24 protein-coding genes are annotated in these 25,207 nt (G+C 69.0%); 8 read left to right on the forward strand and 16 right to left on the reverse strand.

The annotated features are described in order from the left end of the window. Positions 1–106 precede the first annotated feature (106 nt). A complete protein-coding gene (locus NA3_RS02755) occupies positions 107–1,414 on the forward strand; it encodes a glycosyltransferase 87 family protein (RefSeq protein WP_227995393.1) in 1,308 nt (435 codons plus the stop codon). Here the strand turns inward: NA3_RS02755 and NA3_RS02760 are convergent. After that, positions 1,369–2,673 (reverse strand): M18 family aminopeptidase, encoded by a 1,305-nt coding sequence (locus tag NA3_RS02760; protein WP_062961974.1) that lies wholly within the window; start codon positions 2,671–2,673, stop codon positions 1,369–1,371. The two genes, NA3_RS02755 and NA3_RS02760, sit on opposite strands and share 46 nt — an antisense overlap. Before the next feature lie 69 nt (positions 2,674–2,742). Next, the gene (locus NA3_RS02765) at positions 2,743–3,177 is read right to left on the reverse strand and encodes a MarR family winged helix-turn-helix transcriptional regulator (RefSeq protein ID WP_062961975.1); all 435 of its coding nucleotides are present in this window, start codon (positions 3,175–3,177) and stop codon (positions 2,743–2,745) included. A 46-nt stretch (positions 3,178–3,223) separates the two neighbouring features. On the opposite strand from NA3_RS02765, the gene NA3_RS02770 reads away from it, so the two are divergent. Continuing rightward, positions 3,224–4,291, forward strand: coding sequence for a substrate-binding domain-containing protein (locus NA3_RS02770; protein ID WP_062961976.1), 1,068 nt, complete (start codon positions 3,224–3,226; stop codon positions 4,289–4,291). A 31-nt stretch (positions 4,292–4,322) separates the two neighbouring features. Here the strand turns inward: NA3_RS02770 and NA3_RS02775 are convergent, their stop codons facing one another. Next, positions 4,323–5,321, reverse strand: a complete 999-nt coding sequence (locus NA3_RS02775; protein WP_062961977.1) for a LysR family transcriptional regulator — start codon at positions 5,319–5,321, stop codon at positions 4,323–4,325. 232 nt (positions 5,322–5,553) lie between these two features. Here NA3_RS02775 and NA3_RS02780 point away from each other — a divergent pair, with 232 nt between their 5' ends. Further along, a complete protein-coding gene (locus tag NA3_RS02780; protein ID WP_372464254.1) occupies positions 5,554–6,798 on the forward strand; it encodes a Glu/Leu/Phe/Val dehydrogenase dimerization domain-containing protein in 1,245 nt (414 codons plus the stop codon). Between the two features lie 12 nt (positions 6,799–6,810). Here NA3_RS02780 and purQ read toward each other — a convergent pair whose 3' ends face one another. Both purQ and purS read right to left on the reverse strand, forming a co-directional pair. Beyond that, entirely contained in the window at positions 6,811–7,497 is a 687-nt protein-coding gene (gene purQ, locus NA3_RS02785) for a phosphoribosylformylglycinamidine synthase subunit PurQ (protein ID WP_062961978.1), read from the reverse strand. Further along, positions 7,494–7,730, reverse strand: a complete 237-nt coding sequence (gene purS / locus NA3_RS02790; protein WP_030517414.1) for a phosphoribosylformylglycinamidine synthase subunit PurS — start codon at positions 7,728–7,730, stop codon at positions 7,494–7,496. The genes purQ and purS overlap by 4 nt, the downstream gene beginning before the upstream one ends. A 126-nt stretch (positions 7,731–7,856) precedes the next feature. Here purS and NA3_RS02795 point away from each other — a divergent pair, with 126 nt between their 5' ends. Further along, positions 7,857–8,501: an MBL fold metallo-hydrolase gene (locus NA3_RS02795; protein WP_062961979.1), complete on the forward strand. Its 645-nt coding sequence runs from the start codon at positions 7,857–7,859 to the stop codon at positions 8,499–8,501. A 12-nt stretch (positions 8,502–8,513) separates the two neighbouring features. Here NA3_RS02795 and NA3_RS02800 read toward each other — a convergent pair whose 3' ends face one another. Continuing rightward, positions 8,514–9,884: a dipeptidase gene (locus NA3_RS02800; RefSeq protein WP_062961980.1), complete on the reverse strand. Its 1,371-nt coding sequence runs from the start codon at positions 9,882–9,884 to the stop codon at positions 8,514–8,516. Between the two features lie 160 nt (positions 9,885–10,044). Here NA3_RS02800 and gad point away from each other — a divergent pair, with 160 nt between their 5' ends. Continuing rightward, on the forward strand, positions 10,045–11,490 hold the full coding sequence (gene gad, locus NA3_RS02805; protein WP_062962049.1) for a glutamate decarboxylase: 1,446 nt from the start codon (positions 10,045–10,047) through the stop codon (positions 11,488–11,490). A 12-nt stretch (positions 11,491–11,502) separates the two neighbouring features. Here the strand turns inward: gad and NA3_RS02810 are convergent, their stop codons facing one another. The 3 genes from NA3_RS02810 to NA3_RS02820 all read right to left on the reverse strand — a co-directional run bounded on the left by NA3_RS02810 (position 11,503) and on the right by NA3_RS02820 (position 14,818). Further along, positions 11,503–12,222 (reverse strand): DUF2334 domain-containing protein, encoded by a 720-nt coding sequence (locus tag NA3_RS02810; protein WP_062961981.1) that lies wholly within the window; start codon positions 12,220–12,222, stop codon positions 11,503–11,505. Between the two features lie 106 nt (positions 12,223–12,328). After that, the gene (locus tag NA3_RS02815) at positions 12,329–14,506 is read right to left on the reverse strand and encodes a S9 family peptidase (protein WP_062962050.1); all 2,178 of its coding nucleotides are present in this window, start codon (positions 14,504–14,506) and stop codon (positions 12,329–12,331) included. 99 nt (positions 14,507–14,605) lie between these two features. Next, the gene (locus tag NA3_RS02820; RefSeq protein ID WP_063065915.1) at positions 14,606–14,818 is read right to left on the reverse strand and encodes a hypothetical protein; all 213 of its coding nucleotides are present in this window, start codon (positions 14,816–14,818) and stop codon (positions 14,606–14,608) included. 310 nt (positions 14,819–15,128) lie between these two features. Between NA3_RS02820 and NA3_RS02825 the strand changes: the two genes are divergently transcribed. After that, positions 15,129–15,353 (forward strand): DUF397 domain-containing protein, encoded by a 225-nt coding sequence (locus NA3_RS02825; RefSeq protein ID WP_223273481.1) that lies wholly within the window; start codon positions 15,129–15,131, stop codon positions 15,351–15,353. Positions 15,354–15,426: 73 nt separating this feature from the next. Here the strand turns inward: NA3_RS02825 and NA3_RS02830 are convergent, their stop codons facing one another. From NA3_RS02830 to NA3_RS02850, 5 genes are all read right to left on the reverse strand, one after another. Then, positions 15,427–16,386 carry an alpha/beta hydrolase gene (locus NA3_RS02830; protein WP_062961982.1) on the reverse strand — a complete coding sequence of 320 codons (960 nt, stop codon included), beginning with the start codon at positions 16,384–16,386 and terminating at the stop codon, positions 15,427–15,429. 118 nt (positions 16,387–16,504) lie between these two features. Then, positions 16,505–16,975 (reverse strand): HIT family protein, encoded by a 471-nt coding sequence (locus NA3_RS02835; protein ID WP_062962051.1) that lies wholly within the window; start codon positions 16,973–16,975, stop codon positions 16,505–16,507. A gap of 131 nt (positions 16,976–17,106) precedes the next feature. Then, on the reverse strand, positions 17,107–18,540 hold the full coding sequence (purB, locus tag NA3_RS02840) for an adenylosuccinate lyase (RefSeq protein ID WP_062961983.1): 1,434 nt from the start codon (positions 18,538–18,540) through the stop codon (positions 17,107–17,109). Between the two features lie 6 nt (positions 18,541–18,546). Next, positions 18,547–19,251, reverse strand: coding sequence for a TetR/AcrR family transcriptional regulator (locus NA3_RS02845; protein WP_084490919.1), 705 nt, complete (start codon positions 19,249–19,251; stop codon positions 18,547–18,549). Positions 19,252–19,498: 247 nt separating this feature from the next. Then, positions 19,499–20,668 (reverse strand): pyridoxal phosphate-dependent aminotransferase, encoded by a 1,170-nt coding sequence (locus tag NA3_RS02850; protein ID WP_181838443.1) that lies wholly within the window; start codon positions 20,666–20,668, stop codon positions 19,499–19,501. Positions 20,669–20,799: 131 nt separating this feature from the next. Here NA3_RS02850 and NA3_RS02855 point away from each other — a divergent pair, with 131 nt between their 5' ends. Beyond that, positions 20,800–21,804 (forward strand): M23 family metallopeptidase, encoded by a 1,005-nt coding sequence (locus tag NA3_RS02855; RefSeq protein WP_062961984.1) that lies wholly within the window; start codon positions 20,800–20,802, stop codon positions 21,802–21,804. A 45-nt stretch (positions 21,805–21,849) separates the two neighbouring features. On the opposite strand, the gene purD is transcribed toward NA3_RS02855, so the two are convergent. Next, positions 21,850–23,142, reverse strand: coding sequence for a phosphoribosylamine--glycine ligase (gene purD / locus NA3_RS02860; protein ID WP_062961985.1), 1,293 nt, complete (start codon positions 23,140–23,142; stop codon positions 21,850–21,852). 105 nt (positions 23,143–23,247) lie between these two features. Between purD and NA3_RS02865 the strand changes: the two genes are divergently transcribed. After that, positions 23,248–23,673, forward strand: coding sequence for an HIT family protein (locus NA3_RS02865; protein ID WP_062961986.1), 426 nt, complete (start codon positions 23,248–23,250; stop codon positions 23,671–23,673). A gap of 1 nt (position 23,674) precedes the next feature. On the opposite strand, the gene NA3_RS02870 is transcribed toward NA3_RS02865, so the two are convergent. After that, positions 23,675–25,078, reverse strand: coding sequence for a sensor histidine kinase (locus tag NA3_RS02870; protein ID WP_062962053.1), 1,404 nt, complete (start codon positions 25,076–25,078; stop codon positions 23,675–23,677). Between the last annotated feature and the right edge of the window lie 129 nt (positions 25,079–25,207).

Below are 25,207 nucleotides of genomic sequence, written 5' to 3' on the forward strand. Positions count from 1 at the left end.
CGCTGGAGTGAGAGACGGAATGCACGCGGATGGGAGTCCAGCACAGTCTAGTGGGTGCCAAACCCGCCCCGACCAGGCAGCACCTGTTCACCGGTACGCTGAGCCGGTGAACGATCGATCCAGGGTCGCGGATCCGGCCGAACTGCCCGCGACCACGTCGTCCGCGCGGTCCACAGGGGGGCTGACTACTCGGCAGCGACGGCTGCTCCTGATCGCGATCGCCTTGTTCGTCGTCTCGGCGATCGTCTCCTGGGCCGCCCACATCTGGACCGGCTATATCGATCTCCAGGTCTACCGCAACGGCGCGCACACGTGGCTCGACGGCGGCGACCTGTACGGGCCGATGCCCAAGGTCGGCGGCATCGGGCTGCCGTTCACCTATCCGCCGCTGGCCGCGCTGTTCTTCGCGCCGCTCGCGCTGATGCCGCTCGCCGCCGCCGAATGGCTGGTGCTGCTCACCTCGATGGCGAGCCTCGCGGTGACGCTGTGGCTCGTGCTGGTCCGGGTGCGGCCGCGGATGGACCGCTCCACCCGGGTGATCCTGCTGATCGGGGCGCTGGCAGTGCTCGGCCTGTCCGAGCCGGTGCGCCAGACCTACAACTTCGGCCAGATCAACCTCCTCCTGATGGCGGCCGTCGCCCTCGACGCACTGGTCCGCAAGCCGTTCTGGCCGCGCGGCATGCTGATCGGAATCACGGTGTCGGTGAAGCTGATTCCGGCCGGCTATCTGCTCTACTTCCTGCTGCGCCGGGATTGGCGCGCGTGCCTCACGCTCATCGGCTCGGCGATCGGCGCGATCGCGATGGCCTACCTGCTGTTCCCGCACGATTCCACCGAATACTGGTTCCACACGCTGATCGACACCGATCGCATCGGACCGCCGCAGTACGCGGGCAATCAGTCGCTCAAGGGCTTCGCCTTCCGCCTGGGCGTCTCCGATGGCGCCGCGACGGGTATCTGGATCGGGCTGTCGCTCATCGCGATCGGACTGGCCGCCCTGTGGATGAAGCGGCTGCTCGACGCCGGTCACCAGGTGTCCGCGCTACTGGTGAATTCGGCGGCGGTCCTGCTGGTATCGCCGGTTTCCTGGTCGCACCACTGGGTGTGGGTCGCCCCCGCCTTCCTGGTCGCGGGCGACCTGATCGCCCGGATGCCGGCCGCGGACACCCCGGATGCGCCGAAAAGCCCGGCGCGGCGGCGGATGTGGATCGCGGTCACCGCCGCGATCACCGTGCTGTTCATGGTCGGCCCGCAATGGGTGCTGCCGCACAACGCCGACCGTGAACTGCGCTGGGCGTGGTGGCAGCAGATCATCGGCAGCAGCTATGTGCTGGTGACCTTCGCCGCCCTGGTGATCGCGGCGATCGCCTACCGCCCGAGCGGCGTGAGGAACGCCGCCAGCGCCGCCGCATAGGAGGCCACGTCCGCGGCGCCCATCAATTCGCGCGCCGAATGCATCGCCAGCTGCGGTGCGCCCACGTCGACGGTCGGCATGCCGGTGCGGGCCGCGGTCATCGGGCCGATGGTGGAACCGCACGGCAGATCCGCGCGATGCACGTATCGCTGCAGCGGCACCCCGGCCTGCGCACAGGCCAGGGCGAAGGCTCCGGCACCGACCGCATCGGTAGCGTAGCGCAGATTCTGATTCACCTTCAGCACCGGGCCACCGCCGACCTCGATGCGATGCGAGGGCTCGTGCCGGTCCGGATAGTTGGGGTGGGTGGCATGGGCCATATCGCCGGAGGCGCAGATCGAACCGGCCAGTGCCGCAAGGTAATCCGCGCGGCCACCGCCGCGGGCGAGCACGATGCGCTCCAGGATCGCGGGCAGCAGATCCGACTGCGCGCCGCGGTCGGATTGGCTGCCGACCTCCTCGTGATCGAACATCGCCAGCACCGGGGTGATGCCGCCGTCCCGGTCGGCGGCGGCCAGGAAGGCCTGCAGTCCGGCGTAGCAGGTGGCCTGGTTGTCCAGCCGCGGCGCACTCACCAGATCCTGGTCGCGGCCGACCACCCGGCTCGGTTCCAGGTCGTGGGTCATCAGTTCCCACCCGAGCACGTCGTCGGCGCGGACGCCGGCCTGCTCGGCGACGTAGGCGATGAACGAGCGCGGGCGCTCCCCCAAACCCCAGATGCCGTTGACGTGGCGTTGCGGATCCAGCGTCACCCCGCGCCGATCCTCGGACAGGTGGATGGCCAGTTGCGGCACCCGAACCAGCGGATCGTCGATGCGGACCAGCCGCTGGCCCAGTTCGTCGCCCTCACGCACGGCGAGCCGGCCCGAGATACCGAGATCGCGATCCAGCCAGGAATTGAGCCAGGCGCCGCCGTAGGGTTCCAGGCCGATCAACTGCCAGCCCGCGACGGCCAGATCGGGATGCTGTTTGACGCGCAGGTTCGGGCTGTCGGTATGCGCGCCGACCACCCGGAACGCGCCGGCCGGATCGGTGGTCGTCGCCGCCCAGGCCACCAGCGATCCGCCGCGAATCACGAAGTAGCGACCCACTCCCCCGTTCGTCTCCGCCGCCTCGGCCCACGGCCGGGCCTCGGGCAGTTCGGTGAATCCGTGGGCCGTCAATTCGGCTGCCACCGTGCGGCATACGTGAAACGGGGACGGCGAGGCATCGACGAAGGCGCACAGCCCGGAGGCCGTCGCGGTGGTGGAGACCGGCATACCGGCGATCCTAACGGCTGCCGGAATTGCCGGAATATCGCCGAGTCGCCGGCGGCGTCGCGAACCGGATCAATCCGCCTGCGTCTCGACCATCAACTCGAGCAGTCGCAGCAATTCCGCGTGATTTCGCGCGCCGATTCGTTTACGCAATTCCTCTTCGGCGAGTGACTCCTGCTCGCGAACCGAATCCACCAGATCCTTGCCGCGGTGGGTCAAACCGATGAGAATGCGGCGGCGGTCGTCCTCGGCCGCGATGCGAAAGATCAGGCCCCGCTCGGCGAGGGCGTCGGCGTGGCGGGTGGCCGACGAGGGCGGTAGCTGGGCGCGAACCGCCAGCTCGCTCATGGTGATACCGGAGCGGTCGGACAGATTCGACAACATGGCCCACTGGTCTGCGGTCAGCTGCCTGGCACACAGTGCCGCGTCGAGGTGCCGGAGCCAACCGCGTTCCGCAGCGCGCAGCGCCCCGTGCAGCGTGGCGGCGCCACTTACAATGGTCGACATATTTCTCCGCCCCATCATTTCGCTCGGATACGAAGAAGGGTACCGAATGTTCTCCTTCGGCGAGAGCCCGGACGAAGTGGTCGAGGTCCTGAATATCGTCCCGCTGCAGGGCCCCGTCGGAATTGTCGCGCCGTCCTGTGAAGCGGCGATTTCCTTGGCTGCGAAAGAAATCAACAGTGGCACAGGAATTCTGGGCCGGCAGGTACGGGTCACGACCATCGACGGCGGCCGCAGCCCGGCCGAGGTGGCCGACGAGGTCTCGGCGCTGCTGGCCACCGGAATGGTCGATGCCATCACCGGCTGGCACATCTCGGCGGTACGCCAGGCGGTCGCCCGGGTCACGGGCGGGCGGGTTCCGTATCTGTTCGCCAATGTCTACGAGGAGCTGCCGGACGAACCGGCCGAGGTGGTGATGATCGGCGAGGCGCCCAGCGGCCACATCCTGCCGGCCATGCGGTGGTTGTCGCGGGAATTCGGCACCCGCCGCTGGGCGATCATCGGCAACGACTACATCTGGCCGGTGGCCACCGGCCGCGACGTCCGTGCCGCGTACCGCGACGCCGTCCACTACGAACGCTATGTGCCGCTGGGCACCCGGGATTTCGGATCGATCCTCACCGACCCGCGCCTGGACCGGGTCGACGGCATCGTGATGCTGCTGGTCGGGATGGACGCGGTCCGGTTCAACCAGCAGTTCACCGCGATGGGCCGGGCCGGGACGCAAGTGCGGGTCAGCCCGGTCGTCGACGAACAACTCCTGCTCGCCGCCGGCCCCGGTGCCAACACCGATCTCTATGTCGCGTCCAGTCTGTTCCCCGACGTGAGCGCCGATCCCGACCGGCTCGCGCGCTATCACCACATGCACGGCCGCTTCGCGCCGAAACTCACCTACTTCGGCAACACCGCCTACGAGGCGCTGCACACGCTGCGGGCGATGGCCCATGCCGTCGGCTCCCTCGAGGTGCCCCGGATGCGAGCCGCGCTGGAGCACGGCGTGGTGCTGGAGACGCCGTCGGGAGCGCGGATGTACCGCGACAATCACGTGGTCCGCCCGCCCAGCCTGATCGCCCGGGCGGAGGGCGTGGACCTTCGGATACTGGACACCTTGTACTGACGCCGCGGTACCGGCACGGCGGCACCCGGGCTCAGTCGAGTCCGAGGCCCTTGCGGGCGACCTCGACCGAATCATTCGGCGGCGCAATGGTTTCCGGGCCCGGCGCGGCGAGCAACGGCCGATCCGGACCGAGACCCTTGTCGACGGCGGCGGCGCGGACCGCGTTGACGACGTACAGCAGCGCCGCCCGGCGTGCCGTATTGGTGCGGTAGGCCAGCGAGACGGTCCGGGTGAGGCCGTCGCCGAGCCCGACGATATCCACACCCGGCGGCCGCAACGCCAGTCCCAGGTCCGAGACCAGCGTGACGCCCAGACCGGCCGCGACCATCGCCATCGCGGTGGACTGCTCCTCCACTTCGTGGTCGATGCGCGGTTCGACCCCGCCGGACTGGAAGGCCAGCCGAACCGCATGTCCGAAATGCGAGCGAGCGGGCGCGAGGATCCACGGATGTTCCGTCAGATCGGCCAGGGTCACCGTCGGCGTCGGCACCGCTCCGGCCGGCACCGCCGCGTAGAGCCGCTCGACCGCGATCACGGCACGTTCCAGACCGCGGTCCCAGGTCATCGGGTAATTCGAATAGTCGAGGACGAACGACAGGTCGAGCGTGCCGTCGCGGACCGCGGCAGCCGTCGCCTCCGGCGCGAGTTCCCTGGTCCGCACCAGAATGCCCGGATGGGCGCGGGCGAGCGCGGTGAGCGCGTCCGGCAGCAGCCCCGAGGCGACCGAGGCCCACACCCCGGCGGTGAGAGTCGCCGACACCGACTCCCCGGACTCCTCGAGCGCCTGCGTCGCTCGCTCCACCGAGGCGAGGATCTCCTCGGCGTGCTCGGCGAGCAGCACTCCGCGATCGGTGAGTTGCAGCCGGCGCCCGCGCCGCTCGAACAGGCGCAGCCCCACGTCCCGCTCCAGCTGCGCCAGCTGTTGCGACACCGCCGACGCGGTGTAGTGCAGCGCGCTCGCGGCCGCGGTGATCGTGCCGCGCCGATGCAGCTCGCGCAGCATGCGTAGACGAGGCAGCGACAGGTCCATGCCATCGAGCGTAAGCGGTGCGCGGAAACCGTACGCGCGGCCGACAACGCTGTGCAGAAACACTGAACACGGCCGTGAACGAACCGTAAATAGACGTGTGACCGGGCAGCACTCAGGCTGGTGAGAGCGAATCACCAGCCGGGACGACGAGGTCCGGACGCCGATCGTCGCGCGACTCGACGTTCCGCGCGGATGGTGGTCGGCCATCCGAACGCGAAGGAGGTAGTTCGCCGTGACGACGATCCACAACCCGGCCGAGGACACCGCACCGACCGTCCCGGCGGTGCCCGCGACCGTCCCGGCCGCCCCCGCGATCCGCCGCCCCGAGCCGTACATGCGGCTGCAGTGGACCGATTCGGACACCGGCGCCGTCGGCTACCTCGTCGTTCACACCCTGCGCGGCGGCCTGGCCACCGGCGGCACCCGCATGCGGGCCGGGTGCACGCTGAGCGAGGTGGAGGATCTGGCGCGCGGAATGGCCGCCAAGACCGCGACTTTCGACCTGCCGATCGGCGGCGCGAAGGGCGGCATCGACTTCGACCCGAAGGATCCGCGTGCCGTCCTGGTGCTGGAGCGATTCTGTGAGGCCATGCGCCCGTGGATCGACGCGCACTGGGTGACCGCGGAGGACCTGGGCGTTCCGCAGCATCTGATCGACGAGGTGTTCGAGAAGCTGGGCCTGGGACAGAGCTACCACGCCGCGATCCGCCGCGCCGCCGACCCCGCCGCCACCCTGGAACGAGTCCGCGACGGACTGAACGCGGCGGTCGAGGGCGGTTTCCTGCTGGGCGATGTGATCGGTGGTTACGGCGTCGCGCACGCCTGCCTCGCCACGGCCGTCTCCTGGGGCCGGATGCCGGCGGAGACGACTGTCGCGATTCAAGGCGTCGGAACGATGGGCGGTGCGGCGGCCTACTACCTGCACGAAGCCGGAATGCGCGTGACCACCGTGGCCGATGCCGCCGGTGCTCTGTACCGGGCCGGCGGCCTGGATATCCCGGCACTGCTGGAATTGCGCGACGACTTCGGCGAGATCGACCGCTCCCGGCTGCCGTCGGATGTCGAGCAACTGCCGCGCAGCGCGGTGCTGTCCGCCGAGGTCGACATCCTGGTGCCCGCGGCCATCTCGTACGCGATCACGCCGGACAACTCCTTCGATGTGCGCGCCCGCGTCGTCGTCGAGGCGGCCAACGCCGCGACCACGCCGGAGGCGGAGGCCATGCTCGCCGCCCGCGGCGTGCCGGTGCTGCCTGACTTCGTCGCCAATGCCGGTGCGGTCGCCTGGGCGTGGTGGCTGCTGCTCGGTGAGGTCGACGACGTGCCGGAGAACTCCTTCGATCGGCTGCGCACCACCATGCACACCAAGGTCGCGCAGTTGCTGGCCGCCTGGACCGACCACGGCATCACACCGCGTGACACCGGCCGGCGCTGGGCCGACGACCCGGCGCCGATCAACGCCGCGGTCGTGATCCCCTGAGCGACAGGCCGTTCAGGCCGTGGTGACGAGGCTGTCGAGGACCGACAGGAAGATCCCCAGCCCGTCGTCACTCGGCCCGGTCAGCGGCTCGGTGGCGTGTTCGGGGTGCGGCATGAGGCCGACGACGCGGCCGTTCGGGGAGGCGATGCCGGCGATGTCGCGCTGCGAACCGTTGGGGTTGCCGCCCACGTAGCGGAAGACCACCCGGCCTTCGCCTTCGAGTTCGTCGAGCACGGCCTGCGAGGCCTGGTAGCGGCCCTCGGCATTCTTCACCGGGACCAGAATCTGCGCACCGGCTTCGTAGCGCGAGGACCACGCGGTCGCCGTGGACTCCACCCGCAGCCACTGATCCCGGCAGACGAAGTGCAGACCTTCGTTGCGGGTCAGCGCGCCCGGCAGCAGCCCGGCCTCGCACAGCACCTGGAAACCGTTGCAGATTCCCAGCACCGGCATACCTTTACCCGCGGCCTCGACGACCTTGCCCATCACCGGCGCGAAGCGGGCGATGGCGCCGGCGCGCAGGTAGTCGCCGTAGGAGAATCCACCCGGCACCACCACCGCGTCGACACCCTTGAGGTCCGCGTCGGCGTGCCACAGGCTCACCGCTTCGGCGCCGGCCAGCCGGACCGCGCGCGCCGCGTCGACGTCGTCGAGCGTGCCGGGGAAGGTGATGACACCGATTCGCGCAGAGCTGGTCACGGCAGCCGCACCACTTTCCAGTCCTCGATCACCGTGTTGGCGAGCAGGGCCTCGGCGATCTTCTCGAGCTCCGCATCGCTGACGCTGTCGTCGATGTCGAGTTCGAACCGCTTGCCCTGCCGCACATCCGACACACCCGGGAAACCCAGGCGTCCGAGCGCGCCGGCGATGGCCTGACCCTGCGGATCCAGGATCTCGGCCTTCGGCATCACCTCGACCACAACTCGTGCCACGCGTTGCTCCTCAAGCTGGTGGGGGGATTACCACAACAGCTTAATCGGGGCTGCTCGCGGACGCCCCGCCGGGCAGGGCTGCCGCCTCCGGGCCCACGCTGCGGCCGGGCGAGATAGCGTGAAAACATGCGCATAGCCCACTTCGGTCATTCCTGCGTTCTCGTCGAATTGAACGGCGCCAAGATCCTGTTCGATCCGGGCACTTTCTCGCACGGATTCGAAGGCATCACGGGACTCGACGCGATCGCGATCACTCATCAGCACCCCGACCACATCGATCCGAACCGGATCGAGGCCCTGGTCGACGCGAATCCGAGCGCGCGCCTGCTCAGCGATCCGCAGACCGCACAGCAGCGCGGTGAGCCGTGGCAGGCCGTGCACGCGGGCAATATCGTCACCATCGGCGGTCTGCAGATCACCGGCGGCGGCGGCAAGCACGCGGTGATCCATCCGGAGCTGCCGGTCGTCGACAACACCGTCTTCCAGCTCGGCACCGCCGACGATCCGGCGCAGTTCGTCCATCCGGGCGATTCGCTGTGGGTGCCGCCGGTATCGGTCGGGGTGCTGGCGGTACCCGCGGTCGCGCCGTGGATGAAGATCAGCGAAGCGGTGGACTATCTGCGCGCCGTGGCGCCGCGCACCGCCGTCCCGATCCACTACGGCATCATCGCGCCGGAGGCACAGGGCATCTACTTCGGCCGCCTGTCGGAAATGCGCCCGGCCGATACCGAATTCGCGCTCATCGAGCCGGAGGACACCAAGACCTTCTAGCGATTCAACCCCTCACCGCGAATACGAGGACAAGAACAGCGCCTCCGCCAGCGCCACATGCTCGATCTCGCTGGGATCGACGCTCTCGTTCGGGGCGTGGATCAGGCATTTCGGCTCCTCGACGCCGAGCAGCATGATCTCGGCGTCGGGGTAGGTCTCGGCGAAGACGTTGCACAGCGGAATCGAACCGCCCTGCCCCTGCATGGTGGCGGTGCGTCCGTACGCGGCGGCGAAGGCGTCCTCCATCGCCAGCCGCGCCGGGCCGCCGGTTCCGGACCGGAACGGCGCCCCGGTGCCCTCCGTCTCGATCCGCACGCGCGCACCCCACGGCGTATGCGATTCCAGATGTGCGGTAAGGGCTTTCAGGGCCGGAGCCGGATCGACTCCGGGCGGGATCCGCAGATTCAACCGGGCCCGCGCGCTGGGCTGCACGGCCGCCGCCGACCCCACCACCGGCGGGACGTCGATGCCCAGCACGGTCAACGCCGGCCGAGCCCAGAGCATGTCCGAGATGGTGCCGCTGCCCAGCACCTGCACGCCGTCGAGGATGCCGGCATCGACACGGAACTGCTCGACCGGATATTGCGCGCCGTCCCAGACCTGATCGGCCGGCAACCCGGCGACCGTGGTGTTCCCGTGTTCGTCCCGCAGCGTCGCGAGAAGCCGGATCAGCGCGGCGACCGCATCCGGGGCCGCCCCGCCGAACATGCCGGAATGCAATGGGCCGGAGAGGGTTTCGACCGTGACCAGCACATTCACGTTGCCGCGCAGGGTCTGGGTGAAGGTCGGCAGGCCCGCCGCGAAATTGCCGCAGTCACCGATCAACAGGGCGTCGGCGCGCAGCAGGTCCGCGTGCTGCGGAACGAACTGTTCCAGACCGCCGGTGCCCTGTTCCTCCGAACCCTCGCAGACCAGCGTGATGCCGACCGGATACCCCTTGTCTCCCAGCGTGTTCCGCAGCGCCCGCAGGGCGGTCAGATGGACGACGATATTGCCTTTGCAGTCGGCCGCGCCGCGCCCGTACCAGCGGCCGTCGCGCTCGGTGAGCTCCCACACCGGAGTCTCCCAGGCCGTCTCGTCCACCGGCGGCTGCACGTCGTAATGGCTGTACAGCAGCACCGTGGGAGCTCCGGCGGGAGCCGGGTACCGGGCCACGACCGCCTCGCTCCCGTCGGGCGTCTCGTGCAGGCCGACGTCGGTGAGACCGAGGCCGGCGAAGGCGTCGGCGACCCACCGCGCCGCCCGGTGACATTCCTCCGGCGGAAACTGGCGCGCATCGGCCACGGACCGATACGAAACCAACTGGGCCAGATCGGCTTTCGCCTGCGGCATCAGCGCCCGCACCTGTTCGCGCAGGGCCGCCGTCCGAGAATCGTCGGTCATGTCACCCAACCTAACCCCCTTCCGAGACCGGCCGCATCGGCGCCGGGCCCGGCGCGGCGCGGAATTCACCCGCTTTCCCCACCCCTTCGGACCGGTCCGCAACGGCAGCGGGCATGATGAGGGAGAGCTCGACCGCGATCCGACCACCGGAGAGGACGAGATGTCTGCATCATCGGAATCCGACGACCTGTTCGCGATGCCCGATCTGGATCGCGGCGCACCCAAACACCACTTTCCGCATCGCGAGATGCCGGCGCCGGAGGCCTATCAGATCGTGCACGACGAGCTGATGCTCGACGGCGTGTCGCGGATGAATCTGGCCACCTTCTGCACCACCTGGATCGATGATCACGCCCGCCGGTTGATGGCGGAGAGCCTGGCCAAGAATATTGTCGACAAGGACGAATATCCGCAGACCGCCGAGCTCGAGCGCCGGTGCGTGCGCATGGTCGCCGACCTGTGGCACTGCCCCGATCCCGGGTCGACGCGAGGCACCTCCACCATCGGGTCCAGTGAGGCGGCGATGCTCGGCGGGCTGGCCGCGAAGACGCGCTGGCGCAAGAACGGCGGGCAGGGCGTCCCCAATTTCGTCTGCGGCCCGGTGCAGGTGTGCTGGGAGAAGTTCGCGCGCTATTTCGACGTCGAGATCCGGCAGGTGCCGCTGCGCGGGAACCGCTATACACTCGAGCCGGATGACATTGCGGCACAGTGCGATTCGAATACCATCATGGTCGTCGCCACCATGGGGCAGACCTTCACCGGACTGCTCGAGGACGTCGCCGCGATGAGCGCGGCCTTGGACGATCTGGAGGCACGCACCGGACTGGACATCCCCCTGCACGTCGACGCCGCCAGCGGCGGATTCCTGGCCCCGTTCACGGCGCCGGATCTGGTGTGGGACTTCCGGCTCGCGCGCGTGAAGTCGATCAACGCCTCCGGGCACAAAACCGGTCTGGCGCCGCTGGGCGCCGGCTGGGCGCTCTGGCGCACGGCCGCCGATCTCCCGGACGAGCTCGTGTTCAACGTCGACTATCTCGGCGGCAGTATGGCCACCTTCAACCTGAATTTCTCCCGCCCCGGGGGCCAGGCCATCACCCAGTACTACGACTTCATCCGGCTCGGCCGCACGGGTTACACCCGGCTGCAATCGGCGATCTACCGCGTCGCCGAACATCTGGCCCACGGACTCACCGAGACCGGGTTGTTCGAGATGATCCACGACGGCACGCCCACCCGGGGAATCAGCGCGGTGTCGTGGCGGCTGCGCGACGATCCCGGCTTCAACCTGTACGACCTGTCCGAACGCCTGCGCTCGCGCGGCTGGCTGATCGCCGCCTATCCGCTACCCGCCGACCGGCAGGACGAGACGATCATGCGGGCGGTCATCCGGCACGGCTTCACCCACGATATGGCCGATCTGCTGCTGGCCGATATCCACCGCTGCGTCGACCAGCTGAAGACGCATCCGCTGTCCACCTCGCTCACCCGCAAGGAGGCGGGCGGATTCACCCACGACGCCACCGCCGTCGTATCGGACGAGGCGATCGTCACCGAGGTGCGGGATATGCGGCGCGCGGCCGGGGAGGACCCGGCGAATATTCGCTGACGTCGGGCAGGCTCAGGCCGCATGCGGCATGGCGTACGGTTCCCACCGGTAGACGTCGGGAACCGCCTCGTGGAACAGCGCCAGATCGACGGCGTCCAGCATGGCCTGGTGCGGTCCGGGCCGGGAGAGCTGCGCCGCCGAGACGGCCAGACGCAGCGTTCCGCCGCGCCGGGCGATGCGGGCCGCGCTCATGATCAGTGCGTGGCACCACCACGGTTCGGCCCGGAAACCCTCACCGACGCCGTGCACCCAGCAGCGCTGTGCCGTATCCCGTTCCAGGTCGTGGATGGCGGTCAATCCCAGCGCCAGGCGGAAGCCGACCTCGGGCAGGGCGGCGACGGCGCCCTCGGAGGCCGTCCAGCGCGGGGCGGCGAACAACCGGGTGCGCAGCCCGATCTGTTCCATCACCCGGTCCGCGGCCGTGAGGCGCAGGCGCGCTTCGTGCTTGGGCAGCGTGGCGAATTCGGCGCGGCGACGCTTGGTCGCGGCCTGGTCGTAGCCGTGCAGCACGATCGCGTCACCGGCGGCGCGCCGGTCCCGCAACCACCGCTGGGTGTGCGGATCCTCGGTGAGCCGGTACTTCCCCTTCAACCGCGGCGCCACCAGCAGCGACAGCCGTACCCCGCGGCCGTCCATCTCCGCGGCGAAGGCACGCGCCTGTTCCAGTGTGGTGTCGCGAATACCCGACACCGAGACGATCAGCTGCCCGAACCCCCGGTCGTTGCCGCTCATGCCTCCACTGTGCGCGCGGCAGGTGTCGGCCCCGTGCAGCCGAAGTGACGCCCCGACGAATTCCCGGAGCGACCGCCCGGCCGCACGGTCCGGCTACGCGCAGCCGTCAGCCGACCTCGCCGAGACCGACCCGGTCGAGCACCCAGGCGTATTCGAAGGCGACTTCCTTCCACTTCTCGTAGCGGCCGCTGACGCCGCCGTGCCCGGCGCTCATCTCGGTCTTCAGCAGCAGCTGAGAGTCGCCGGTCTTCGTGGCCCGCAGCGCGGCGACCCACTTCGCGGGCTCGACGTAGAGCACGCGGGTGTCGTTGAGGCTGGTGATCGCCAGGATCGCCGGATAGTCCACGGCCGCCACGTTCTCGTACGGCGAATAGGACTTCATATAGGCGTAGACCTCCGGATCCTCCAGCGGATTACCCCACTCGTCCCATTCGATGACCGTCAGCGGCAGCGACGGGTCCAGGATCGAGGTGAGCGGATCCACGAACGGCACATTGGCGAGGATGCCCGCGAACAGTTCGGGAGCCAAGTTGGCCACCGCACCCATCAGCAGTCCGCCCGCACTGCCACCGTCGGCCACCAGCACCTGCGGCGTGGTGACCCCGGTGTCGACGAGGTGCCGTGCGCAGGACACGAAATCGGTGAAGGTGTTCTTCTTGGTGAGCGTTTTGCCGTTCTCGTACCACAGCCGGCCCATCTCGCCACCGCCGCGCACGTGGGCGACCGCGAACACCATGCCGCGGTCGAGCAGCGACAGCCGCGACACCGAGAAACCCGGATCGATACTGGCCTCGTAGGACCCGTATCCGTAGAGCAGCAACGGTTTCGGGCCCGGACCCTCGCTGTCGCGGCGGCGCACCACCGAGATCGGAATCCGGGTGCCGTCGGCCGCGGTGGCCCAATCCCGGTGCTGCACATAGTCGTCCGGGTCGTAGCCGCCGAGCACCTGCTGCTGTTTGCGCAGCGTCAGCTCACCGGTGGCGGGCACGTAGTCGAAGACCTGCATCGGGGTGATGAACGAGGTCACGCCCAGCCGCAGCGTCGGCTGCGCCCATTCCGGGTTGGAGCCCACGCCGGCGGAGAACAGTTCCAGCCCGAATTCCAGTTCACGCAGCTCGCCGTAACCGTCGGAAGTCAACGGCCACACCGCGACTCGCGGCAGCGCCTCGCGCCGATACGAGAGCACGAGATGGTCGCGGAAGCAGTCGACGTCCTCGAGCCGCACGTCGTCACGATGACCGATCAGCATGGTCATCGCCGCCGGATCGTCCACCGGCGCCTCGGTGAGCACGAAATTCTCGGCCTTCACACCGTCGACCACGTCGTTGTGCAGGATCAGCAGCCGGTCCTGCCCACCGATCACCGCATGTTCGGCCGAATACTCCACACCCTCGCGGCGCGGCAGCAGCACCCGGAATTCGCCCTCGGGATCGTCGGATTCGAGGATCCAGCCCTCGGTGGTGATCTTCGATCCGACCCAGATCATCAGGTACTTCTCGGAGCGGCTGGCGCCGATGCTGACCCAGTAGCGCTCGTTGGGCTCGTGGAAGACTTTCACGTCGTCGGTCTGCCCGGTGCCGAGGCGGTGCCGCCACACGGTGTCGGGCCGCCAGGATTCGTCGACGGTCTGATAGAAGACGTGGGTTCCGTCCAGCGACCAGGTCGCCCCCGGCGCGGTGCCGGGAATTTCGTCGCCGAGCAGCTCACCGCTGCGGAGATCCTTGAACCGCAAGACATACCGCTCGTCACCGACGGTATCGGTGGAATAGGCCAGCAGGGTGCCGTCGTGACTGATCGAAAAGGCGCCGAGGGCGAAGAAGTCGTGCCCCTCGGCCAGCACGTTGCTGTCGAGCAGAATTTCCTCACCGGGAATCTCGATATCGACCTCGAGTTGCGGCGGAGTCCAGTCGTCGGCATCGGCGATCGGGCAACGGCAGTGCACGGCGTACTGCTTGCCTTCGAAGCTGCGCGAGTAGTACCAGTACTCGCCCAGCCGCGCCGGGACCGACATATCGGTCTCCTGGGTGCGCGATTTGATCTCGTCGAAGATCCGCGCACGCAGCGGGGCCAAGTGCGCGGTCTGGGCGTCGGTGTAGGCGTTCTCGGCCTCGAGATAGGCGATGACCTCGGGATCGTCCTTGTCCCGCAGCCATTCGTAGGGATCGACGAAGGTGTCACCGTGATGGACGCGTTCGGAGGGGACCTGTTTGGCCACCGGCGGGGTCACCGCCACCGCGGTGTCGCCGGCGTTCTGGATGGTTCCGGTACCACTGTCGAGAGCCATGGTGACCACCGTAATCGCGGTGGCCCGGTCCGGGCGCGCACCCCCACACCCGCCGACACCAACACATCGGCGAGGGCGGGAGTGCGAGCTCGGCTCGCGTTACCCCAGGCCGGTGGTCCGCGGTGCGGGCCGGCGCAGGTCACGCCCGTTGCCGCGGGCCGAACGTCGAGACTCCATCAGGAAGAACAGTGCGGCTTTGCGGCGCGGGCATTGGTCGGTGGGACAGCTGCTGTGACTGTGCAGGATGTTGTGTGCCTGCTCGACGGTGAGGTGCCGGGGCACCACCGCGCAACTGTCGAAGACGGGTGCCATGCGGTGCTCCATCCTTGTCGTCCCTTCAGTGCGGCAGGGCACGCCCTCTCGGTCTCTTGACCAGTCGACGCCCTCCAACTGCCACAATGAATGGGGTTTCCGATCGGGTTGCGGCGTAAACCAGCGGTGTTGCCGCGACGAGTAGACGAATGCCACATTTCGCAGGTCGGCATATCGGTGTGATCCCGGCCATGCCCGGGCGCGCGGATTCGGAAACGACGCCGGTGCGGCGGCGTCCGACCGCCTACTCTCGAGGACGTCAGCGCCCGCGCGGACGCCACGGGCGATCACATCGATGCAGGAGCACAGGTTGGAAGCGAAGAATCGCGAGATCGAACCCGGGGCGGTCTGGCAGCGCAGCGGCGACGGGGAGGGCGGTGTCGAGGTGGCCTTCCTGGCCAGCGGCAATATCGGGCTGCGGGATGCCAAGAATCCGGACGGGCCGGCGCTGATCTTCACTCCCGGCGAGTGGCGGGCATTCGTCGCCGGCGCCAAGGACGGCGAATTCAACCGCCCCGGAGCGCAACCGCACTGAACCGAACCCGAGGCCGAATCCGATCGCGCGGACCGTCGCGGGCCCGCGCGATCGGATCGTCGGCCTCCGGCGATCAGGCCCCGATCGCGGCGCCGACCGTCGGCCAGGACGCGTGCAGATAGTCCTGCCAATACGACCAGGAATGCGTACCGACCGGACTGTGATCGACCCGGGCCGGGATTCGCATGCCGCGCAGCCGCTGCTCGAAGGCGGTGACACAGACGTCCACACCGGCCTCGATGGGCCCGCCGAGGACGATGTTCTCCGGCAGCTGCGGTTTGATCTCGGTCTCGTGCGGACCGGGGATTCCGGTGCCGGTGGACAGGTAGACGGTCTTGCCGCGCAGCCGGTCCGCCAGCAGCGCCGGATCGTGGGCGCCCCATTCCGGACTCCCCGGCGCACCCCACATATCGAACGGATTGCCGCCGCGGTTGGCGATCGAGAACATGATCGCCCCCTGCGCGATACCCAGATCCGGGCACGCGCTGTAGCCCGCCACCGCCTCGTACAGCTCCGGGTGGCGAACGGCCAGGACGAACGCCGCGATTCCGCCCATCGACAGACCGCCGATCGCGTTCACGCCGTTGCCCGAGAACGTGGCATCGATGATGGGCGGAAGTTCGCGGGTCAGGAAGGTCTCCCACTGGTAGCGGCCGAAATGCGGATCGTCGCGCTGCCAGTCGGTGTAGTAACTCGCCTGCCCGCCGATCGGCAGCACGACGTTGACGTTCTTACCGCGGAAGAAGGGTTCGGCATCGGTGGCATTGGTCCAGGTGCTCTGCTGGACACCGGGGTCGAGCCCGTCGAGCAGATAGTACGAGGGTCGCGAGCCCCCGCCGGCCGGATGCAGGACCTGGACCTGAATGGTGCGGCCCATGGCCGGCGAGTCGATGAACAGCGCCGTCCGGGTCGGGCTCATATCGTTGTTCCCGACCACCCGCGCCGCCGATGCGCGGGGCTGTGGGCCCATCCAGGGACCGAAGACTCCCAGTCCGACTGTCAGCACAACCGCAGCAACGAATGAACGTCGCATGTCCCCACCTCCGTCAGCCCACCACAACTGCTACTTAAAGTAACGCACACTGTGGTGCCGCGCGGAGCTTTCGGCCCGCAGGCGTTTCCTCAGCAAATCGCCCGGCCCGCACCGCCACTCAGGTGAGCCACCACTTTCCGTCCTGTCCGCTCGCGGCATCCGGTCGCGTCCGCCCGACCGCGCCCCGGATCGATGCCGCCAGATAATCCAGGTCCGCACGCGGCGGGGTCGTCGCGCGATGGCGCAGCCCGAAGCCGTCGCCGGGCGTGCGCGGAATGACGTGCAGATGGACGTGGAAGACCTCCTGGCCGGCCGTAACACCGTCTGCCAGAAAGAGATTCACCCCATCACAGCGCACCTCGGACTGCCGCAGCGCGGCGGCCAGACGCTGCGCGACCTGAAAGAGCTTGCCGCCGATCACCGGATCGAGTTCGGCCAGGCTGCGCGCCGGAACCTTCGGAATCACCAGCAGGTGACCGGGTGTCATGGGCCGGATGTCCATGAAGGCGAGAACGTCGTCGTCCTCGTAGACCTTGGACGAGGGCGCCCGCCCGGCGACGATATCGGCGAAGATCGTGTAGGGGTCCATATCCGGCAACCCTAGTCGCCGATTTCGCCTGCGCCGCCGCACCATTCGCACGGCGCCGAGCACGCGCGAGGCCACCGCACGCACGGCGGCGCCCGGCGGATTCGGTGCCGCGACCATCGGTCCGGCGGCGGCTACAGAATCGGCGACGGGGTGTAGCGGGCGGCCTCCGGATGCGCGTCGATCAGCTTCTGTACCTGCGCCACCACGTCGCTCACCTGCGCCTCGGCGGCGCCGATGAACGCGGTCCGATCGGCCAGAGCGGCCTCGAGACCGGCCCGGTCCAGCGGCATCCGGTCGTCGGCCGCGAGGCGGTCGAGCAGATCCGGTTCGCGCCCCTGCTCCCGCATGGCCAGCGCCACCGCGACCGCGTGCTCCTTGATGACCTCGTGCGCGCTCTCGCGGCCCACTCCGGCCCGCACCGCCGCCATCAGGATGCGGGTGGTGGCCAGGAACGGCAGATAGCGGTTGAGTTCGCGCTCGATCACGGCCGGGTAGGCGCCGAATTCGCCGAGGACGGTCAGGAAGGTCTCCATCATGCCGTCGATGGCGAAGAACGCGTCCGGCAGCGCGACCCGGCGCACCACGGAACAGAACACATCGCCCTCGTTCCACTGCGCACCGGCCAGTTCCGCCGCCATCGAGCCGTAGCCGCGCAGAACCACCTGCAGGCCGTTGACGCGTTCGCAGGAGCGGGTGTTCATCTTGTGCGGCATCGCCGAACTGCCGACCTGCCCGGGCTGGAAGCCCTCGGTGACCAATTCGTGCCCCGCCATCAGCCGCACCGTGTGCGCGAACGACGAAGGGCCCGCGCCCAACTGGACCAGCGCGGAGATCACGTCGTGATCCAGTGAGCGGGGGTAGACCTGGCCGACGCTGGTCAGCACGCTCGCGAAGCCCAGATGCCGGGCGACCTTCTGCTCCAGCTGGGCGAGCTTGGCGGCGTCGCCGTCGAACAGATCGAGCATGTCCTGGGCGGTGCCCATCGGACCCTTGATGCCACGCAGCGGATACCGATCGATCAGCTCGCGCACCCGCCGCAGGGCGATCAGCACCTCGTCGGCCGCACCCGCGAAGCGCTTGCCCAGCGTGGTCGCCTGCGCCGCCACGTTGTGCGAGCGACCGGCCATCACCATCGACTGGTACTCGGCGGCACGCTCCGCCAGCCGCGCGGCGACCGCGACGCCGTGTTCGTAGACGTGTTCCAGCGAGAGCCGAATCTGCAACTGTTCCACGTTCTCGGTCAGATCCCGGCTGGTCATGCCCTTGTGGATCTGCTCGTGCCCGGCGAGAGCGTTGAACTCCTCGATCCGGGCCTTCACATCGTGGCGCGTGATCCGCTCCCGTTCGGCGATCGAGGCCAGGTCGACCTCGCCCAGCACCCGCTCGTAATCCTCGAGCACGTCGGGGGTGACCGCGTCGGTACCGGCGGCGCCGAGTTCGGTCTGGGCCCGCAGCACCTCGAGCCACAACCGGCGCTCCAGCACGATCTTGTTCTCGGGCGACCACAACTGCACCAGTTGCGGGCTCGCGTACCGGGTGGCGAGGACGTTCGGGACAAGACTCACGAACAGTCAGTCTAGTGTTCGATGCCTGCTCGGTTGCTGGGGCATGGCCGCCGGCATGTGCTGTGCCGCGGCCGGTGGCACGGTCTGCGGCGCCATCAGCGGTTGCGGCACCGGCGGAGCGATCACATCGATCAATTCCAGCAGCGCGCCGCGGGCCGTCCGGCGCGGTTGCGGATCGGATTCGGCCAGCGCGGCGACCACCGCACCGTCGACCACCGCCACCAACCGGCGCAGCTGATCGGTGCGCACCATCCGATCGGATCGGCGCAGCACATCGGCCAGCAGGTCCTCGAGCTGCGCGCGTAACCGCAGCTGCACCTCGCGTAGTTCCGGATGCCGGGCCGAGGCCACCGAACGCTCGTAACGGGCGATCAGCCGCCCGCGCGCGAATTCGTCGGGTCCGTCGGTGCCGACCATCAGATCCACGATCAGGTCGACGGTCGCCTCGGCGCCGCGCTTGCGGTGGGTGACCTCGCCGATCCGGCGGCGCATCGACTCGAGTTCGGCATTGCCGCTGAACTCGACCGCGCGCGCGATCAGATCCTCGAGGGATTCGAAATAGTAGGTCGTGGATGCCAGGGGCAAATCCGCGCGCGTCGCCACCGAACGGTGGCGCACGGCATCGAAGCCGCCTTCGAGTAGCAACTCCGCGGCAGCCGCAACCAACGCTTGGCGACGCCTTTCGCCTTTCGGGGTCGTCGCGGTGATCACCGTGTCATCGTGCCAGTCATCATCGGTTCATCCGTGCCAAATCGGTGCGATCTGTGCAAATCTGTGCGTCTGTGCAATCCCGGCCGAATCGTTGCTGTGCAATCGACCATGGGACCGCGCAAATTTCCGGGATCCGATCCGAGCGGACAGCCGGGACCGGTTCGAAATAGCAAGGGTTGAAATCACAACCCGATTCATTTGTACCGCATCCACGCGCTCCGGTGGGCCGGTACGGAAAGTCTGTGCGTCAGCTCAGATATCGGCCCAGCCGCACCAGCGCCTCCTCGATATCCGCGGTGGCGCCGGCGAACGAGAATCGGACCGTGCGGTGTCCGTGACGGGTGTCGAAATCGATCCCGGGTGCGAGCGCGACACCCGTGTGCGCCAACAGATCCGCGCACCATTGCGTCGAATCCTCGCTCAGATGACCGATATCGGCGTACGCGTAGAAGGCGCCGTCGGCCGGCGCCAGCTCGGTGATGCCGAGTGCGGGCAGCCCCTCGAGGAGCAACGACCGGTTGCGGGCGTAGCGGCGCACGTGTCCGTCGAGTTCGGATTTCGCCTCCGGACCGAAGGCGTGCGCCGCCGCGAATTGCGAGATGGCCGGCGGGCAGACGGTCATATTGGACGCCAGCCGCTGCAGCGCCGGACGCAGCCGCGCGGGTGCCAGCATCCAGCCCAGCCGCCAGCCCGTCATCGAGAAGTACTTCGACACCGAACCGATCACCACCGATTCACGTGAGGTCTCCCAGGCCGAGCTCACCGGTTCGGTATCGCCGTCGACTCCCGAATAGGCGATGCCGTGATAGATCTCGTCGGAGATCAGCAGCGTGCCGTGCTCGTCGCACCAGCGGGCCAGGGCCGCCAGCTCGTCGGGGGCGATCATGGTGCCGGTCGGATTCGCCGGGCTGGCCACGATCAAGCCGGCGGGCGGTTCGGGCAGTTCCTCCAGCATCGCCACGGTCGGCTGGAACCGGGTCTGCGGGCCGCAGTCGAGTTCGATCACGCGGCAGCCCAGCGCGGTGAGGGTGTTGCGGTAGGCCGGGTAACCCGGACGAGCGACCACGACGGTGTCGCCGACGTCGAATGCGGCCAGGAAGATCAGCGTGAACGCGCCCGAGGATCCGGTCGTGATCACCACATCGTCGGCCTCGACCTCGACGCCGTAGGTGTCGCGGTGATGGGCCGCGATGGCCGAGCGCAGTTCCGGGATGCCGAAAGTCTCGGTGTAGCCGAGCAATTCGGCGTCGAGGGCCACCTGGGTGGCACGCCGCACCGGGACCGGGGCGGGCGTGGAGGGCTGGCCCGCGGCCAGGACCAGCACGTCGCCGTGGGTACGGGCGCGTTCGGCCGCGGCCTTCCAGACATCCATGACGTAGAAGGTCGGAACGGTGGACCGCCGGGATTCACTGCGCACCAGACGACGGTAGAACACCGTGTCGGCCGGCCGGCGCGCAGTCCGTTTCCCGGCACCGGGCGGCTGAGACGTTGCTGTGCGCCGCCGCGCCTGCCTGCGCGTGCGGGTGGCCCCCTGTTATCGTCGGCAGAATGCCTGACCAGGCACGCCGCGCGAAGTCGTACCAGGGGGGCTGGACCGTGATCCGCCCCGACTGGCGAACGACGCTGCGCCGCGACCGCCCCTCGATCGCGAATCGCCTCCGTTCCTCGGCTCGCCGATCGCGCGATGCCGGGCAGGTCGCGGCGGTCGAATGGCGCACGCGGGCGGGGCGTTGGCAGCAGACCTTCCGGGATCGCCCTTGGCGGGAGGAATTCGAGACCCTGTGGCCACGGCTGCGCGGCTGGGTCGGCGAGCATCGGGTGCTGGTGATCGGCATGGTCGTGATCGGACTGTTCGCCGCCGCCGACACCGTGGCGCCGCAGCCCGTCGACTCGACGCCGAAACCCGGTGCGGCACAGCGTATCGCGGTGGCGTATCCGCTTCAGGTGCAGGCCGAACCCGAAACCAGCAAGCGTTATCTGACCGCCATCGACAACGGCGAGCGCATGCGCGAGGCGCAGGTGGTCGCCGCGGCCTCGCGGGCCACCCTCGAACGCGCGAAGGCCGAAGCCGCCGCGGCGGTCGCCGGGACGCCGCAACCCTGGCTGCCCGGGCCGGCCACCTCGATTCCCGACGGCATCATCCCGGGCGGAACCGCCCCGGCCATCGGCGGTTTCGCCCTGCCCGCGCGCGGCGTGTTCACCTCCGGATACGGCGGCCGGTGGGGCACCTTCCACTACGGGATCGATATCGCGGCCCCCATCGGTTCACCGATCTACGCCGTCGCCGACGGCACCGTCATCGACGCCGGGCCGGCGCAGGGCTTCGGACTGTGGGTACGCATCCGCCACGACGACGGCACCATCTCGGTGTACGGCCACATGTACGACTTCTCGGTATCGGTCGGCGAGCGGGTGCGCGCCGGTCAGCAGATCGCTCGTATCGGCAACCGCGGCGATTCCACCGGCCCGCACCTGCACTTCGAGATCCTCATCGGCGGACAGCACGTGGACCCGCAGCCATGGCTGGCCATGCACGGCATACAGGTCGGCTGACCCGGCCGGGGTTCGCTCCCGGCGACAGGGCCGACGCTGTGTCGACTACACCCGGGTGGGAAGCGAGATCCGGTCCTCCACGGCGGCGAGGCCGATATCGGTCCGGAAGTGGCTGCCGGGCAGTTTGATTCCCGCGATGCGCTCGTAGGCGTTCGCGCGGGCCTCGGCCAGATCGGCGCCCGTGGCAACGACATTCAGCACGCGACCCCCGGCCGACAGCAGCGCGCCGTCCGCGCGCAGCGACGTACCGGCATGCAGCACTTCGGCATTCGCGCCCGGGCCCGAGGCCGGCGTGCCCTCGGCGCCGGAGATGACGTCCCCGGTGCGGGGGCGGCCCGGATAGTTCTCCGCGGCCAGCACCACCGTGATCGCCGCGCCGTCCTTCCAGACCGGCGGCTGCGCCTGCGCCAGCGTGCCGGTCGCGGTGGCGTGCAGCAGGGCGCCGAGCGGACTGTCGAGCAGGGCGAGCACGGCCTGGGTCTCGGGATCGCCGAAGCGGCAGTTGAATTCGACGACCGCGGGTCCGGCCTGGCCGATCGCCAGGCCCGCGTACAGCAGCCCGGAGAACGGGACGCCGCGCCGAACCATTTCGGCGGCAACGGGTTTCACCACATCGTCGACGATTTCGGTGACCGTCTCCGGCGGCAGCCACGGCAGCGGGGTGTAGGCGCCCATGCCACCGGTGTTGGGGCCGGTGTCGCCGTCGCCGACGCGCTTGTGATCCTGCGCGGGCAGCAGCGGCACCACGGTCTCGCCGTCGACCAGGCAGAACAGGGAGACCTCGGGACCGTCGAGGAACGATTCCAGCAGTACCGGATGGCCCTGCTCGAGCAGTTCGGCGCCGTGATCGCGGGCCGCGGACCGATCGGTGGTGACCACGACACCCTTACCCGCGGCCAGCCCGTCGTCCTTGACGACCCAGGTCGGCCCGAAACGATCCAGTGCGGCGTCGAGTTCGCCCGGATGATCGACGACCTCGCTGTGCGCGGTGCGCACCCCGGCCGCGGCCATCACGTCCTTGGCGAAGGCCTTCGATCCCTCGATCCGCGCGGCGGCCGCCGACGGTCCGAAGCAGGCGATCCCCGCCGCCCGCACCGCGTCGGCGATACCGAGCACCAGCGGCACCTCGGGACCGATCACCACCAGATCGGCGGCGAAATCCCGGGCGAGGCCCACGACGGCGTCGGCGCCGGCCGGATCGACCGCCCGCACCTCGGCGACCTGGCCGATCCCCGGATTGCCGGGCGCGGCCGCGATCGCGGTGACCCCGGGATCCCGACGCAGGGCTTCGACCAGGGCGTGTTCACGGGCTCCGGATCCGATGACGAGTACGCGCACGCGTGACAGCTTAGGGGACGCGGGTGAACAGCAGATGCGGGTACCGGGAGGACAGCCCGCCGCCCCGGGCACCGCCTCCCGGCCGGGCGGGGCAGTATGAAACCCATGCCATCTGTATTCAGCGCGATCATTGCCGGACAGCTGCCGGGGCGGTTCGTGTGGGAGGACGAGGAATTCGTCGCCTTCCTGACCATCGCCCCGGTCACCCAGGGTCATACGCTCGTGGTTCCCCGCAAGGAGATCGACCAGTGGCAGGATCTGGATCCCGCCACGTTCGCGCGGATGACCGAGGTCGCTCAGAAGATCGGCCAAGCCGTGCGCAAGGCGTGGGATGCGCCGCGGGCGGGCCTGCTGATCGCCGGGCTGGAGGTGCCGCATCTGCACGTGCACGTCTTCCCGGCGTTCGAGCTGGGCGATTTCAATATCTCCGGCGCCGACCCCGATCCGAGCCCGGAATCGCTGGACGAAGCGCAGGACAAGATCAAGCAGGCGCTGCGCGATCTCGGCTACGGCGCGAACGTCCCCGCCTGAATCACTCCTGCGAACGGGGCAGGCGCACCGCGAAGGTGGTGCCCTGTCCCACCGCGCTGCGCACCGAGACCGTGCCGCCGTGCGCGGCGACCAATGCCTGAACGATCGCCAGCCCCAATCCGGTGCCACCACTGTTGCGGCTGCGCGAGGTGTCGGTGCGGTAGAAGCGTTCGAAGATGCGCTCGGCGTCCTCGGCAGGCAGGCCCGGCCCGGTGTCGGCGACCTCGATGACGACCTCGTCCGGCCCGGGTGTCAGCGCGACGGTGACCGCCGCGTCGGGCGGGGTGTGGATCAGCGCGTTGTTGACCAGATTGCCCAGCACCTGACGCAACCGAGCCTCGTCGCCGAGCACCTCCAAAGTCCCTGTCCCCGGGCGTATGTCGAGGTCGATGGGCCGGCGGGGCTCCTCGGGCCGCTGGGCCGCGTCGACGGCGCGGGCGTTGTGCACCGCATCGCTGGCCAATGCCAGCAGATCCACCGGCCGGCGTTCCACCGGGCGCTGCGCATCGAGGCGAGCCAGCATCAGCAGGTCCTCCACCAGCAGGCTCATCCGCTTGGATTCGCGTTCGATCCGATCCATGAACAGGGCCGGATCCGCCAGCGCCCCTTGCCGATACAACTCCGCGAAACCCTTGATCGTGGTCAGCGGGGTGCGCAGTTCGTGGCTGGCATCGGCGACGAACCGCCGCATCCGGGCCTCCGAACGCCGCGCCGATTCCTCGGATGCCTCGGTCGCGGCGAAGGCGCTCTGAATCTGGGACAGCATGCCGTTGAGCGACTGCGAGAGCCGATCGACCTCGGTGTTGGTGCCCTGCACCGGAACTCGCCGATGCAGATCCCCGCTCGCGATGGCCGCGGCGGTCTTCTCCACCTCACCGAGCGGGCGCAGACTCCGGCGAATCACGAACTGCGCCACCACGGCGAGCACGGCGAGCACGATGAGGCCCACCGCCACCTGCAACCCGATCAGGCGGTCGACGACGTTCTCGGTTTCGGTGAGCCGCAAGGCGACGATGCTGGAACCCTGGGGGTTCACCACCCTGATCGCTCGCCAGTGTTCGTCGGGATCACCCACCGATCCCACGGTTTCGGGATGTTTGGACAGATCGGAGGGGGTGTCCGGAACGGTGGGCCCCGAACTCAGCAGCAGGCGTTGATTTCCGGTGGGACCGGTCACCTGCACATAGAACAGTGCCGGCGGACGTTCCCGCCCCGGAGGTTGCGGAAGATGCTGGGGCGGTGGGGCATCGGGGCTGGCCCACGTGTGGGCCGCCTCGAACAGCTGCCGATCGACCTTGTCGATCAAGACGTTTCGCATGGCGGAGGTCACCGCGACACTCGACACCAGCAGTCCGAGGCCGGCCAGGCAGACCAGCGCCAGCACCAGGGTGACCCGCAGTGGCACCGCGGCCAGGCGCCGCGAGATCCGGCGCCGGATTCCCTGCCGAGGCGCAGCGACGCCCTCGGCGCCGGTTCCGGCGACGCCACCCGGTTCGGGATCGGTGCCCGGCTCGGATGCCCAGGCCGTCGTGAA

The organism is Nocardia africana NBRC 100379, from assembly GCF_001612635.1.
GTDB lineage: Bacteria > Actinomycetota > Actinomycetes > Mycobacteriales > Mycobacteriaceae > Nocardia > Nocardia africana.

Coding starts and splice junctions, on each gene's coding strand:
- NA3_RS02760 (WP_062961974.1), bottom strand. CDS start 2,673: ATGCCGGTCTCCACCACCGCGACGGCCTCCGGGCTGTGCGCCTTCGTC.
- NA3_RS02765 (WP_062961975.1), bottom strand. CDS start 3,177: ATGTCGACCATTGTAAGTGGCGCCGCCACGCTGCACGGGGCGCTGCGC.
- NA3_RS02770 (WP_062961976.1), top strand. CDS start 3,224: ATGTTCTCCTTCGGCGAGAGCCCGGACGAAGTGGTCGAGGTCCTGAAT.
- NA3_RS02775 (WP_062961977.1), bottom strand. CDS start 5,321: ATGGACCTGTCGCTGCCTCGTCTACGCATGCTGCGCGAGCTGCATCGG.
- NA3_RS02795 (WP_062961979.1), top strand. CDS start 7,857: ATGCGCATAGCCCACTTCGGTCATTCCTGCGTTCTCGTCGAATTGAAC.
- NA3_RS02800 (WP_062961980.1), bottom strand. CDS start 9,884: ATGACCGACGATTCTCGGACGGCGGCCCTGCGCGAACAGGTGCGGGCG.
- gad (WP_062962049.1), top strand. CDS start 10,045: ATGTCTGCATCATCGGAATCCGACGACCTGTTCGCGATGCCCGATCTG.
- NA3_RS02810 (WP_062961981.1), bottom strand. CDS start 12,222: ATGAGCGGCAACGACCGGGGGTTCGGGCAGCTGATCGTCTCGGTGTCG.
- NA3_RS02815 (WP_062962050.1), bottom strand. CDS start 14,506: ATGGCTCTCGACAGTGGTACCGGAACCATCCAGAACGCCGGCGACACC.
- NA3_RS02820 (WP_063065915.1), bottom strand. CDS start 14,818: ATGGCACCCGTCTTCGACAGTTGCGCGGTGGTGCCCCGGCACCTCACC.
- NA3_RS02830 (WP_062961982.1), bottom strand. CDS start 16,386: ATGCGACGTTCATTCGTTGCTGCGGTTGTGCTGACAGTCGGACTGGGA.
- NA3_RS02835 (WP_062962051.1), bottom strand. CDS start 16,975: ATGGACCCCTACACGATCTTCGCCGATATCGTCGCCGGGCGGGCGCCC.
- NA3_RS02855 (WP_062961984.1), top strand. CDS start 20,800: ATGCCTGACCAGGCACGCCGCGCGAAGTCGTACCAGGGGGGCTGGACC.
- NA3_RS02865 (WP_062961986.1), top strand. CDS start 23,248: ATGCCATCTGTATTCAGCGCGATCATTGCCGGACAGCTGCCGGGGCGG.